The organism is Streptomyces sp. CA-142005 (genome assembly GCF_050942335.1).
Lineage (GTDB): Bacteria > Actinomycetota > Actinomycetes > Streptomycetales > Streptomycetaceae > Streptomyces.
Window position 1 is genome coordinate 5,287,422 of sequence record NZ_CP192078.1, and the last position, 11,887, is coordinate 5,299,308.

Here is an 11,887-nt window from a genome sequence, read left to right on the forward strand (position 1 = left end):
GCGGTGCCTGATCTCACGGCACCACCGGCCCGACCGGCCCACCAGCGCTCCGGTCCGTCCGGGTGACCGGCCCGCCGTATCCCGGTCGGCGGTGCGCGGAAATCGCGTCGACCCGGTGCTTCGGCGGCTGCTACGGTCGCCGTATGCAGCGCGCCCAGCAGTGCCCGAAGAGCACGACGACGCCGGAGACCGTCCCGGCGCGCTGACACCTGACCAGCATCGAAGCCCCGGGGCGAACGCCCCGGGGCTTCGGCGTGCCGTGGGTGTTCGCCTCCCGCAGCGAGGAGACCCACCCATGAGCGACGCACTGCCCGACCACCGCCGCCTCGGCCGCGAGCTCGGACTGTTCGACACCGACCCGCTGATCGGCGCGGGCCTGCCGTACTGGCTGCCCGACGGCGCGGTCGTACGGCACACCCTGGAGGAGTACATCCGCGAGGCGGAACGCCGGGCCGGGTACCGGCACGTGTACTCGCCCGCGCTCGGCAAACGGGAGCTGTACGAGACCTCCGGGCACTGGGACCACTACAGCGACGACATGTACCCGCCGATGAGGCTGGGCGCGGAGGAGGTCGTCCTGCGGCCCAGCCTGTGCCCCCACCACGCCCTGATCTACCGCTCCCGCTCCCACAGCTACCGGGAACTGCCCCTGCGCATCGCCGAATTGGGCGGCATGCACCGTGCCGAACTCTCCGGCGTCCTCGGCGGTCTGACCCGCGTCCGTGCGATCCAGCTCAACGACGCGCATATCTTCTGCACCCTGGACCAGGCGGTTCAGGAGGCCCGCGCCGCGCTGGAGCTGATCGCCCGCGCCTACGCCGACCTGGGCATCGAGGCCGTACGGCACCGGCTGTCGCTGCCCGGGGAGGGCGGGAAGTACGTCGCCGATCCGGAGCTGTGGCGCCGGGCCACCGTCCTGCTGCGGGAGGTCCTGGACGCGTCCGGTCTGGAGTACGAGGAGGCGGAGGGCGAGGCCGCCTTCTACGGCCCGAAGATCGACGTGCAGATCGCCGACCCGGCCGGCCGCGAGTCCACCCTGTCCACCGTGCAGATCGACTTCCACCAGCCGGCCCGCTTCGACCTGCACTACATCGGCGCCGACGGGGCGAAGCACCGGCCGGTCATGGTGCACCGCAGCATCATCGGCAGCGTCGAGCGGGCCGTCGCCCACCTGATCGAGGCGCACGCGGGCGCCTTCCCGGCCTGGCTGGCGCCCGTCCAGCTGATGGTGCTGCCGGTCGCCGAGGAGCAGGTGGAGCAGGCGGCTGCGGTCGTGCGCGAGGCTGTGGCGCTGGGGCTGCGGGCCGAACTCGCGGGCCCGGACCAGGGCAGCCTCGGCGCCCGGATCCGTGCCGCGCGCCTGGTGCCGTACCAGGCGGTGATCGGCGCCCGTGAGGCCGCGGGAGGCCTGGCCGCGGTACGGCTGCGGGACGGCCGCCGGCCCGGCGAGCTGCCGGTGCCGGAGCTGCTGTCCCGGATCGCCGGACGGGTGGCGGAACGGGGCACCGCCCTGTGGGAGTGACCGAGCTGATCTAAGGTCGGAACTAGTCCAAGGTCGGCTTGACGGAAGGAGTCCGCCGTGACCGGTCAGCCCATCCCGGTGATCATCGACTGCGACACGGGGGTCGACGACGCCCTCGCCCTGCTGCTGGCCGTGCGCCACCCGGGCCTCGATCTGCGGGCGGTGACCTGTGTGGCCGGGAACACGGACGTCGACGGCGTGGTCCGCAACACCCTCACCGTGCTGGACCAGGCGGGCGCCCCGGACATCCCGGTGGGCCGGGGCGCCGCACGCCCGCTGATCGAGCCGGCCCGCTCGGCACAGCACGTGCACGGCGCCGACGGCATGGGCGACCTGGGCCTGCCCGCGCCGCAGCGCACCGCGTCCGAGCTGGACGCCGTGGCGCTGCTGCGCCGCGAGATCCTGGCCTCCCCGCGCCCGGTCACGCTGATCCCCACCGCGCCCCTGACGAACATCGCGCTGCTGCTGCGGGCCCACCCGGAGGTGACCCGCAACATCGAGCGGATCGTCTTCATGGGCGGCGCGGTGGCCGTCGGGAACGCCACGCCGGTCGCCGAGTTCAACGTCTGGCACGACCCGGAGGCGGCGGCGATCCTGCTCACCGCGGGCGTGCCCATCACCATGTACGGCCTCGACGTCTTCATGCAGGTCGTCGTGGACGCCGCGGACGTGCACCGGATGCGCGCGAGCAGCGACCCCGGCACCCGGCTGGCCGGCGAACTCCTCGCCCACCGGCCGACCGCACAGGGCGAGGCTCCGGAGGCGGAGGAGGCCGGCGGCCTCGGTGACGCGGGCGCGGTGTGCGCGGTCGCCGACCCGCAGGGCATCACCACCCGGCTGCTGCCGGTCGAGGTGTCCCTGGCCCCGGGCCCGACCCGGGGCCAGACGATCGTCGACCGCCGCCCCCGTCACGGCGAGTCCGAAATCCACGAGGGCCGACGCGAACAGGCCATGGTGGACGTGGCGTTGGAGGTCGACGTGGCCCGCTACGTGAAGCTGTACCTGGAGACGGTCGAGCGACTCTGACCGGTCCGTTCCGGTCCCCCTGGTTTCGGTCCGCCGACGGTCGCGGCCTACTCGCTCGCCCCGCCTCCCACGCCGTGCACCGACCTCACCGGCGCCCGCGGGTGCCGAGGGACGTAAGGGGCGGTCCTCGCGACGTGGGCCCCCTCGACGTGAAGGTGTGGCGCAACGCGGCGCAGGGCATGCCGCCCTAAGGTTCCTTTTCCGGGCAAGCTGGACAGCTTCCCTGTACCGTCGTCCTGCCCGAAGGGATTCCGTATGGCAGACCGCACCCCGGACCTCTCCTCCAAGAGCCCCGACTGGTGGCGCCAGGCCGTCATCTACCAGGTCTATCCCCGCAGCTTCGCCGACGCCGACGGCGACGGGCTCGGGGACCTGCGCGGCATCACCCAGCGCCTGGACCACCTCGCCGGGCTCGGCGTCGACGCGCTGTGGCTGAGCCCCTTCTACCCCTCGGAACTGGCCGACGGCGGCTACGACGTCGCCGACCACCGGGACGTCGACCCCCGCCTCGGCACCCTGGACGACTTCGACGCCCTGGTCGGCGAGGCCCACTGGCTCGGGCTGAAGGTCGTCGTCGACATCGTCCCGAACCACACCTCGCACCAGCACCCCTGGTTCCAGGAGGCCCTGCGCTCCGCCCCCGGCTCCCCGGCGCGCGAGCGCTATGTCTTCCGCCCCGGCCGCGGCGCCCACGGCGAACTCCCGCCCACCGACTGGCAGTCCGTCTTCGGCGGCAGCGCCTGGAAGCGGGCCCCGGACGGCGAGTGGTACCTGCACCTCTTCGCCCCCGAGCAGCCCGACCTCAACTGGGACAACGAGGAGGTCCGCGCCGACTTCCGCACCACCCTGCGCTTCTGGTCCGCCCGGGGCGTCGACGGCTTCCGGATCGATGTCGCCCACGGCCTCGTCAAGGACCTCGCCGAGCCGCTGCGGGACATCGGGAACATCGGCGCGACCGGTGAGGAGGCCCTGCCGCTCGTCCCGCCGGGCAGCCACCCGTACTGGGACCGCGACGAGGTCCACGAGATCTACCGGGACTGGCGCAAGATCTTCGACGCCTACAGCCCGCCGCGCACCGCCGTGGCCGAGGCCTGGGTCCCGGGCCCCCGCCGCGCCCTGTACGCCCGCGCGGACGAACTCGGCCAGGCCTTCAACTTCGAGTACCTGGAGACCCGTTGGGACGCCGACGAGCTCCGCCGGGTCATCACCGACGAGCTGGCCACCGCCCGGGCCGCCGGTGCCACCGCCACCTGGGTGCTGTCCAACCACGACGTCGTACGGCACGCCTCCCGCCTCATGCTTCCGCCCGGCACCGACCCGGCCGCCTGGCTGCTGTCCGGCGGCAGCGCGCCCGCGATCGACGCCGGAGCCGGGCTGCGCCGGGCGCGCGCGGCGACCCTGCTGATGCTGGCGCTGCCCGGATCGTCGTACCTCTACCAGGGGGAGGAACTCGGCCTGCCCGAGGTCGCCGACCTGCCCACCGAGGTGCTCCAGGACCCGATCTGGGAGCAGACCGGCCATGTCCGCAAGGGCCGCGACGGCTGCCGGGTGCCGCTGCCGTGGACGACGGATGGACCGTCGTACGGCTTCGGGCCGGGCGCCGCCTGGCTGCCGCAGCCGTCGTCCTTCGCGGCGTACGCCGTCGAGGCCCAGACGGAGGTGGAGGGCTCGACCCTGGAGCTGTACCGCACCGCCCTGCGGCTGCGCCGCAAGCTGCTGGAGGGCGAGACGCTGACCTGGACGCCGGACGCCCCCGCCGGCGTGCTGGACTTCGCCCGTTCCGAGGCCTGGCGCTGCCTGGCCAACCTCTCCGGCCGGCCCGTACCGCTGCCGCCGGGGGAGGTGCTGCTGGCCAGTTCCCCGCTCGACGGCAGGGTCCTCCCGCCGGACACGACCGTCTGGCTGGCCTAACCCACCGTCGGGCTCGGGCTCGCCCCCGGACTCGCGCCCGTGCCGCCGTTGGTGCCGGTCAGCCCGTTGATGTCGACGGGCGTCGACGTGGCGTTCGGCGGCGGGGTGAGGACCACCTCCGGCTGACCGGCGGCCGGGGGTGGCGGGGTCAGGTCGGAGTTCGGCAGCTTGGGCGGGGTGGTCTGCTGGAAGATGGTCTGGTCGAAGTCGACCAGACCGGTCTTCTCCATCACCGTCATATGGTCCAGCACGGTGTCGTTGGCCTGGTCGGCGAGGGCGCGCACCAGCGAGTTCTTGGTGGTGGACCGGATCTTCGAGATGGTGTTGAAGATCGAGCCGTGCGTCATCCGCAGGATGTTGGCGAAGTCGCTGTCGAACTTCTTCCCGCTGTCCGCCTTGAGCTGGCTGACGAAGCCCTGCTGCTGGGGACTCGGCAGGTTGGGCAGCGTGATGTTCAGCAGCGGCGCGATCTTGCGGCAGCTGGTGTCCAGGGCCGCGTGCCCGTCGACCAGGTGCTTGCTGGCCGTGATGACCGCCGGTGTGGTGCCCTTCTGCAGCCCGATCTGCCCGACCGGGTACTCCCACAGGCCGGCGGCCCGCACCTTCACCACGAAGTCCCGGTCCTGCTCGGTGAGCGGCCCCCACTGGGTGTTGGCGATGACGCGGTCCTGCGCGGTGGAGACCTTGCTCAGACCGAGCATGCTTGGGTAGGCGAGTGCCACGAGGGTCATGGCCATCGCACCGCCCACGAAGAGCGTTCCCGTCGCGTTCCGCGAAAAGCGCACCGTGCCTCCTGCCCGGTCGTGGATCCCGCCCATGCGTAGGCGCGGGGCGGTTCGGACGCACAGCAGTACGGATGCGGAGGCCGTTCGTATCGGTGCGGCGGGTAAAGATTTGTATCTCTGCTGCGGGTAAAGAAGAGTTGACCATTCCTCGGGAGAGGCGAGAGGAAGTCCTGGCATAGATTCCCCGCATGCCCCCACAGCCACCACCGTCCCGCATGCCGGGCGCACGGATCCCGGCTCCGGCCTCCCTCCCCGTCCTGCCCTACCGCAAGCCCACGAAGGGCCGCGACTACTGGGTCTTCGACGACGTCCTGCCCGACGTGGACGCCGTACGGGAGCGGTGCCTGGCCAAGGACGACTGGGTCGAGGGCTACCCGTACACCTCCGAGACCTGGCCCGGCCTGCGCGCCATGCCCGGACTGGAACCCGGTGAACTCGCCCGCGTCGAAAGCCTGGTGAAGCAGGCCACCGGGGCGAAGGAGCTGTGGGTGCAGCAGGCGCCCGGCGGCGGCACCCTCAACCACAACTGCGTCCAGGTGGTCGGCGAGGGCGAGAGCGAACCGCGGCCGCACACGGACTCCCGCGCCCTGTGCCGGTACGCCGCCGTGCTGTACCTGAACCCCGGTGTCCCCAAGAACTGCGGCACCGCCTTCTACCGCCAGTCACTGCCCGGCGGCCGGCTCGGCGGCAACATCGTGCAGGCCCCGCACAACAACCTCGTCGAGGCCCTCGGCACGAGGTTCGTCCCGGCCGACCACTTCGAGGAGGACGTCCGGGTTCCCCACCGGTACAACCGCCTCCTCCTCTACAACGCCAACCTGGTGCACAGCGCGACGGGTTACTGCGGCACCGCGCTGGAGGACAAGCGCATGACGGCGGTGTTCTTCTGGATGGCGTGACGGCCCTGCGGCCTCCCGGTGCCGGTTCCGGTCACAGGAGCAGCAACAGCGTGGCCAGGGCCGTGCAGCCGGTGCACACCGCGAGGGTCAGGGCGAGGCAGCGGCGGCGCAGTTCGTCGTAGCGGTGCTCGTACTCGGCGCGCAGCGACATGCAGCGGGCCGCGATGCGTTCCAGGTCGGCCCGGGCCCTGGCCAGGCTGTCGGCGACGTACCGGTGCTCGATCTCCTCGCGCTGCCCGGTCGTCAGCCAGTCCAGGGGCCCGGTGAACTCTCGTGCGCGCCGCTCGGCCTCGGCGATGCGGGCCTGCCAGAGCAGGTACCCCTCCACCTCGTTGGCGAGCGCGCCGTCGGAGCCGTGACCGGGCGGACCGTTCACCCCTGGTCCCGGTCGGTTCTTGCCGGGACGTACCTCTCGTGCTCCAGCATCGCGATGTCGGGGTGGTGCAGGTCGAACGCCGGGGACTCGCTGCGGATCCGCGGCAGGGTGAGGAAGTTGTGCCGCGGCGGCGGGCAGGACGTCGCCCACTCCAGCGAACGGCCGTAGCCCCAGGGGTCGTCCACGCCGACCGGCTTGCCGTACTTGGCCGTCTTCCAGACGTTGTAGAGGAATGGCAGCATCGACAGGCCGAGCAGGAAGGAGCAGATGGTGGAGAGCGTGTTCAGGGCAGTGAAGCCGTCGGCCGCCAGGTAGTCGGCGTAGCGGCGCGGCATGCCCTCGGCGCCCAGCCAGTGCTGGACCAGGAAGGTGCCGTGGAAGCCGACGAACAGCGTCCAGAAGGTGATCTTGCCGAGGCGCTCGTCCAGCATCTTGCCGGTCATCTTCGGCCACCAGAAGTGGAAGCCGGAGAACATCGCGAACACGACCGTACCGAAGACCACGTAGTGGAAGTGGGCCACCACGAAGTACGAGTCGGAGACGTGGAAGTCCAACGGCGGCGAGGCCAGGATGACACCGGTCAGACCACCGAACAGGAAGGTGACCAGAAAGCCCGTCGCCCAGAGCATCGGTGTCTCGAAGGACACCGAGCCCTTCCACATGGTGCCGATCCAGTTGAAGAACTTCACCCCGGTCGGCACGGCGATCAGGAAGGTCATGAAGGAGAAGAAGGGCAGCAGCACGGCACCGGTGACGAACATGTGGTGTGCCCACACCGTCGTGGAGAGGCCGGCGATCGAGATCGTCGCGGCCACCAGCCCCATGTACCCGAACACTGGCTTGCGGGAGAAGACCGGGATGACCTCGGTGACGATGCCGAAGAACGGCAGCGCGATGATGTACACCTCCGGATGGCCGAAGAACCAGAAGAGGTGCTGCCACAGGATCGGGCCGCCGTTGGCCGGATCGTAGACGTGGGCGCCGAACCGGCGGTCCGCCTCAAGGGCGAACAGGGCGGCGGCCAGTACCGGGAAGGCCAGCAGGACCAGGACAGCGGTCAGCAGCACGTTCCAGGTGAAGATCGGCATGCGGAACATGGTCAGTCCCGGGGCGCGCATGCAGATGATCGTGGTGATGAAGTTGACCGAGCCGAGGATCGTGCCGAAGCCGGAGAAGGCCAGCCCCATGATCCACAGGTCCGGGCCGAGCCCGACGGAGAACCGGGCGTCGGACAGAGGGGTGTACGCGAACCAGCCGAAGTCCGCCGCCCCGTCCGGAGTGAGGAAGCCGCCCATCGCGATGCTCGAGCCGAACAGGTACAGCCAGTAGGCGAACATGTTCAGCCGCGGGAACGCCACGTCGGGCGCGCCGATCTGCAGCGGCATGATCCAGTTGGTGAAACCGGCGAACAGCGGGGTGGCGAACATCAGCAGCATCACGGTGCCGTGCATCGTGAACAGCTGGTCGTACTGCTCTTTCGACATGATCTGCAGGCCCGGCCGGGCCAGCTCGGCGCGCATGAGCAGCGCCATCACGCCACCGATCAGGAAGAACGCGAACGACGTCGCCAGATACAGCGTGCCGATCGTCTTGTGGTCGGTGGTCGTCAGCCACTTCACCACGACATTGCCGGGCTGCCTGCCCCTGACCGGCACCTCGCTCTCGTAGGCGTCCTCGGCCGCGGCGGCACCATGGGGTTCGTTGAGGATGCTCACAAGTCGTCTGTCTCCTGATGCTCGCGGTCCGCGCATGCCATGAAGTCGGCTACTTGCCATCCTTTGCCGCGAAGCGGTGCGGGCGACGCCCGACGCGCGGCCGACCGCGTGACGGATGCACCCGAACGGCGCAACGGCGTCCCTCGCCCGAGATCCCTGGTGGCGTGCCGCTTCCGTACGACAGGATGGCGCGGTGACCGAAGAGGAAGATCAGTCCGCCGCCCACCGGGTCGCGTACCGGCCCGTCCAGGTGGCCGGGCGGCTGGCTGTCGGGGGACTGCTGCTGGCCGGGCTCGCCTGGCTGGTGCGCGGGGTGTGGGAGGTACGGCTCGCCGTCGCGGGGGAGCCGGGCGACGGGCCGCCGGACCAGGGGAACGGGGTGCACCGGCCGCTCAACTCGCTGGAGGATTCGTACCACTGGGTGACCTCGGTGGGGGCCGGGCTCGCCCTGGTCTGTGCGCTGCTGTTCCTGTCCTGGCTGTGGCGGCTGCGGGACAACGCGCGGGCGCTGTCGGGGGACGCGCCCAAGTACCTGGGGTTCTGGGTGTATCTCGGGTGGGTCCTGCCCGTGTTCAACCTGTGGGTTCCGCGCGGGATCGTCGTCGACGCGTTCCGCGGCAGCGCTCCCGGGCGCCGGCTTCCCGGCTCCGTCGACGTCTGGTGGGCGCTCTGGCTGCTGGGCACGTTCGGCGGGGTGGGGGTCGTGTACCGCGACTCCACGGACGAGATCATCGGGCGTGCCTACCGTGAGGTGTGGCCGCTGCTCGTGTGCGACGCCGCCGTGGTGGGCGCCGCCGTCGCCGGGGCGCTGGCCGTGCGGGCCGTCACCGCCGTACAGGTGGAGCGGATCCGCGGGGCCCGGGCTCAGGAGGCCGAGGTCGGGGCCGTCTAGGTCACCGGCTCGATCACACGTGCCGCCACCACGTCGTTTCGGTCGTCATGGCGGGGCCGGTGTGTGGCGCGGTGGCGGGTGCGGTACGGATGGTGGGCATGAGCAGTATCGCGATTGTCGGGGCGGGGCCGGGGCTGGGGGCCGCCGTCGCGCGGCGGTTCGGGCGGGAGGGGTTCGCGGTGGCCCTCTTCGCCCGGGAACGGGAGCGGCTCGACGCGCTGGTGCGGGACCTCGACGGCAGCGGGGTGACGGCCCGCGGGTTCGTCGCCGATGTGCGCAGGCCCGAGGAGCTGACCGCGGCTCTGGGGCGGGCGGCGGCCGAGCTGGGGCCCGTCGAGGTGCTGCAGTACAGCCCGGTGCCGCATCGCGACTTCATGCGGCCCGTGCTGGAGACCGGGCACCGGGATCTCGTCGGGCCCATCGAGTTCTCCGTCTACGGCCCCGTCGCCGCCGTGCAGCAGGTGCTGCCGGGGATGCGCCGGCTGGGGCGCGGGACGATCCTCTTCGTCAACGGCGGCACCGCCGTCGTACCCCACACCGAACGCGCCGGGACGTCCATCGCGTTCGCCGCGGAGACCGCCTACGGCCATCTGCTGCACGAGCGGCTGGCCGGCGAGGGGATCCATGTCGCGCAGCTGGTGATCCCGGGGGCGATCACTCCCGGGCACGCCCGCAAGGATCCGGCCGTGCTGGCGGAGACGCTGTGGGGCATGCACCGGGAGCGGCACGGGTTCCGGCACTTCGCCGACGATCTCGACAGCTGACGGGGCGCTGTCACCATCTGACGGGACACCGTCACCCTGCGGTGCGGGGTTTTGTGCGCCAATATGGTGATGTTGGGCGTATTGCTCTCTTCGAGGGGGGCGCCATGGCCGTCGACATCCCCGCGATCGTCCGGCCGTCCCGGCTCAGGAGCCGGGGCGGACTGCTGGGCGAGTGCCTCGCCGAGTTCCTCGGCACCTTCGTGCTCGTCTCCTTCGGCTGCGGCGTGGTCGCGACGGCGGTCGCCGCGCTGCCCGGTTCGGGCCGTGCCGCGACGCCCACGACGATCTTCCTGGCGGCCGGTGACTGGCTGCTGATCACCTGGGGCTGGGCGTTCGCGGTCGTGTTCGGCGTCTATGTCGGCGGCGGGGTGAGCGGGGCCCATCTGAACCCGGCGGTCACGCTGGCCATGGCGGTGCGGCGCGGTTTCTCCTGGGCCAAGGTCCTGCCGTACTGGTTCTCGCAGGTCGTCGGTGCCTTCACCGGCGCTGCACTGGTCTATCTCGTGTACCACCAGGCGATCGCCGCCTACGACCACGCCGCGCCCCCGCCGAAGGTGAACGGGCACACGAACGCCACCTTCTCGATCTTCGCCACCTTCCCGGCGGCGTACTTCCACGGCGGGATCTGGGGGCCGCTGATCGACCAGATCGTCGGTACGGCGTTCCTGCTGATGCTGATCGCCGCCGTCCTCGACGTGCGCAACCAGGCCGTGAAGGCCAACCTCGCCCCGCTGATCGTGGGCTTCGTCGTCGCCGCCATCGGCATGTCCTACGGCGCCAACGCGGGCTACGCCATCAACCCGGCCCGTGACTTCGGTCCGCGCCTGCTCACCTATGCGGAGGGCTGGGGCAGCCTCGCCTTCCCGGGCAGCGTGTCCGGCGTGTACAGCGGCTACTGGTGGATTCCCATCGCCGGGCCGCTGATCGGAGGCGTGATCGGGATCATCGTGTACGACCTCTTCATCGGTGACGTCCTGCTGGTCCGGGCGGAGCTGGCCCAGCCACCGGAGCCGGGGCGGGCGACCGCGGCGCGCACCACCGACGAGGAGTAGGCCTGCGGACGGCGGCCCTCCGGCAACGGTCCTTCAGCTGCCGGGGGTGTCCTCCGTACCGGGACCGGTACCGGTGCCGGTGGCCGCGGCCCGGCGGGCCGTCGCGGCGATCTCCTCCAGCGCCGCCAGATGGCGGTCGAGCGCCCTGCGGCCGGTGAGCGTGAGCGCGGCCCAGGTGCGGGGGCGCTTGCCGAGGTAGCCCTTGCGGATGCCGACGTAGCCGGTCTTCTCCAGCGCGGAGAGGGTCTTGCTCAGCGTGGAGTCGGAGACCTGGCAGTAGTCCCGCAGGACGGCGAACTCCGCCTCGCCGCACGCCGAGAGGTAGGCGGCGAGGGCGAGCCGGGTCGGGTGGTGGAGTTCGCGGTCGAGAGCGGGGGGCGCGCCGCGCGTCGGGCCGGTCATGCGACGGCGGCCCGCCGGGTCGCGCGCAGGACGTAGTCCGCGCCGGAGGCCAGGCCGAAGGCGATGAGCCAGCCTGTCGTGCCGTACGGGATGGCGGCCAGCAGGCCGATGGCCAGGGGGACGAAGGGCACGACCCAGGCGTACCAGGCCGGCCGGCCGGGCCCGCGGTCGCGGTTGAACCAGCGTGTCACTCCGCCGTGGTGCGCGCCGAGCCAGATCAGCACGAAGAAGGCGATCAGGCACGGGAGGGCGGCGAGCAGGAGCCAGATCCCCCACTGCGGCTCCTGGTTGGCGACGCCCAGTGCGGTGAATCCGGCCGCGAAGGTCAGGCCCTGGCCTATCGCGTACCCGCGGGGCCTGTCGCGCTCGCTCGCCCTGCGCGCCGCGGTCCGTGCGGCGCAGGCGGCGGCGAGCGCGTCCCGGGCCTGCCGGGCGTCCATCGGGTCCCCCGTGCTGCTGTTCATGTGTGCCTCCGGTTCGGGCAGCGAGGGGCGGGTGGTCGGGCCGCCTCGGTTCGTGCCGTAAGCATGGACAGTACTTTCC

General features: G+C 71.6%; 12 protein-coding genes. 7 read left to right on the plus strand and 5 right to left on the minus strand.

Going from position 1 to position 11,887, the window contains the following annotated elements; all coding sequences use genetic code 11:
• Window positions 1-295 precede the first annotated feature (295 nt).
• From thrS to ACQPXS_RS24820, 3 genes are all read left to right on the plus strand, one after another.
• Window positions 296-1,522, plus strand: a complete 1,227-nt coding sequence (gene thrS, locus ACQPXS_RS24810) for a threonine--tRNA ligase (RefSeq protein ID WP_433451446.1) — start codon at window positions 296-298, stop codon at window positions 1,520-1,522.
• Between the two features lie 57 nt (window positions 1,523-1,579).
• Window positions 1,580-2,548 carry a nucleoside hydrolase gene (locus tag ACQPXS_RS24815; protein WP_433451447.1) on the plus strand — a complete coding sequence of 323 codons (969 nt, stop codon included), beginning with the start codon at window positions 1,580-1,582 and terminating at the stop codon, window positions 2,546-2,548.
• A gap of 255 nt (window positions 2,549-2,803) precedes the next feature.
• Window positions 2,804-4,459 carry a glycoside hydrolase family 13 protein gene (locus ACQPXS_RS24820; protein WP_433451449.1) on the plus strand — a complete coding sequence of 552 codons (1,656 nt, stop codon included), beginning with the start codon at window positions 2,804-2,806 and terminating at the stop codon, window positions 4,457-4,459.
• On the opposite strand, the gene ACQPXS_RS24825 is transcribed toward ACQPXS_RS24820, so the two are convergent.
• The gene (locus ACQPXS_RS24825; RefSeq protein WP_433455926.1) at window positions 4,456-5,190 is read right to left on the minus strand and encodes a DUF4142 domain-containing protein; all 735 of its coding nucleotides are present in this window, start codon (window positions 5,188-5,190) and stop codon (window positions 4,456-4,458) included. The two genes, ACQPXS_RS24820 and ACQPXS_RS24825, sit on opposite strands and share 4 nt — an antisense overlap.
• A gap of 242 nt (window positions 5,191-5,432) precedes the next feature.
• Between ACQPXS_RS24825 and ACQPXS_RS24830 the strand changes: the two genes are divergently transcribed.
• A complete protein-coding gene (locus ACQPXS_RS24830) occupies window positions 5,433-6,143 on the plus strand; it encodes a DUF6445 family protein (protein WP_433451450.1) in 711 nt (236 codons plus the stop codon).
• Window positions 6,144-6,174: 31 nt separating this feature from the next.
• On the opposite strand, the gene ACQPXS_RS24835 is transcribed toward ACQPXS_RS24830, so the two are convergent.
• Together ACQPXS_RS24835 and ctaD are read right to left on the minus strand one after the other, a co-directional pair.
• Window positions 6,175-6,519: a cytochrome C oxidase subunit I gene (locus ACQPXS_RS24835; protein ID WP_433451452.1), complete on the minus strand. Its 345-nt coding sequence runs from the start codon at window positions 6,517-6,519 to the stop codon at window positions 6,175-6,177.
• Window positions 6,516-8,234 carry an aa3-type cytochrome oxidase subunit I gene (ctaD, locus tag ACQPXS_RS24840; RefSeq protein WP_433451453.1) on the minus strand — a complete coding sequence of 573 codons (1,719 nt, stop codon included), beginning with the start codon at window positions 8,232-8,234 and terminating at the stop codon, window positions 6,516-6,518. The genes ACQPXS_RS24835 and ctaD overlap by 4 nt, the downstream gene beginning before the upstream one ends.
• Before the next feature lie 193 nt (window positions 8,235-8,427).
• Between ctaD and ACQPXS_RS24845 the strand changes: the two genes are divergently transcribed.
• The 3 genes from ACQPXS_RS24845 to ACQPXS_RS24855 all read left to right on the plus strand — a co-directional run bounded on the left by ACQPXS_RS24845 (window position 8,428) and on the right by ACQPXS_RS24855 (window position 10,942).
• Window positions 8,428-9,126 (plus strand): DUF4328 domain-containing protein, encoded by a 699-nt coding sequence (locus tag ACQPXS_RS24845; protein ID WP_433451454.1) that lies wholly within the window; start codon window positions 8,428-8,430, stop codon window positions 9,124-9,126.
• A 98-nt stretch (window positions 9,127-9,224) separates the two neighbouring features.
• On the plus strand, window positions 9,225-9,890 hold the full coding sequence (locus ACQPXS_RS24850; RefSeq protein WP_351803107.1) for an SDR family NAD(P)-dependent oxidoreductase: 666 nt from the start codon (window positions 9,225-9,227) through the stop codon (window positions 9,888-9,890).
• A 104-nt stretch (window positions 9,891-9,994) separates the two neighbouring features.
• On the plus strand, window positions 9,995-10,942 hold the full coding sequence (locus ACQPXS_RS24855) for an MIP/aquaporin family protein (RefSeq protein ID WP_433451455.1): 948 nt from the start codon (window positions 9,995-9,997) through the stop codon (window positions 10,940-10,942).
• A 33-nt stretch (window positions 10,943-10,975) separates the two neighbouring features.
• On the opposite strand, the gene ACQPXS_RS24860 is transcribed toward ACQPXS_RS24855, so the two are convergent.
• Both ACQPXS_RS24860 and ACQPXS_RS24865 read right to left on the minus strand, forming a co-directional pair.
• Entirely contained in the window at window positions 10,976-11,344 is a 369-nt protein-coding gene (locus ACQPXS_RS24860; RefSeq protein WP_433451457.1) for a winged helix-turn-helix domain-containing protein, read from the minus strand.
• Window positions 11,341-11,808, minus strand: coding sequence for a hypothetical protein (locus ACQPXS_RS24865; protein WP_433451458.1), 468 nt, complete (start codon window positions 11,806-11,808; stop codon window positions 11,341-11,343). Before ACQPXS_RS24865 ends, ACQPXS_RS24860 begins: the two co-directional genes overlap by 4 nt.
• Window positions 11,809-11,887: the final 79 nt, after the last annotated feature.

Bases quoted from the DNA above. Each gene is read 5' to 3' on its own strand.
- thrS (WP_433451446.1), top strand. From the start codon at position 296: ATGAGCGACGCACTGCCCGACCACCGCCGCCTCGGCCGCGAGCTCGGA.
- ACQPXS_RS24820 (WP_433451449.1), top strand. From the start codon at position 2,804: ATGGCAGACCGCACCCCGGACCTCTCCTCCAAGAGCCCCGACTGGTGG.
- ACQPXS_RS24825 (WP_433455926.1), bottom strand. From the start codon at position 5,190: ATGACCCTCGTGGCACTCGCCTACCCAAGCATGCTCGGTCTGAGCAAG.
- ACQPXS_RS24830 (WP_433451450.1), top strand. From the start codon at position 5,433: ATGCCCCCACAGCCACCACCGTCCCGCATGCCGGGCGCACGGATCCCG.
- ACQPXS_RS24850 (WP_351803107.1), top strand. From the start codon at position 9,225: ATGAGCAGTATCGCGATTGTCGGGGCGGGGCCGGGGCTGGGGGCCGCC.
- ACQPXS_RS24855 (WP_433451455.1), top strand. From the start codon at position 9,995: ATGGCCGTCGACATCCCCGCGATCGTCCGGCCGTCCCGGCTCAGGAGC.
- ACQPXS_RS24860 (WP_433451457.1), bottom strand. From the start codon at position 11,344: ATGACCGGCCCGACGCGCGGCGCGCCCCCCGCTCTCGACCGCGAACTC.
- ACQPXS_RS24865 (WP_433451458.1), bottom strand. From the start codon at position 11,808: ATGAACAGCAGCACGGGGGACCCGATGGACGCCCGGCAGGCCCGGGAC.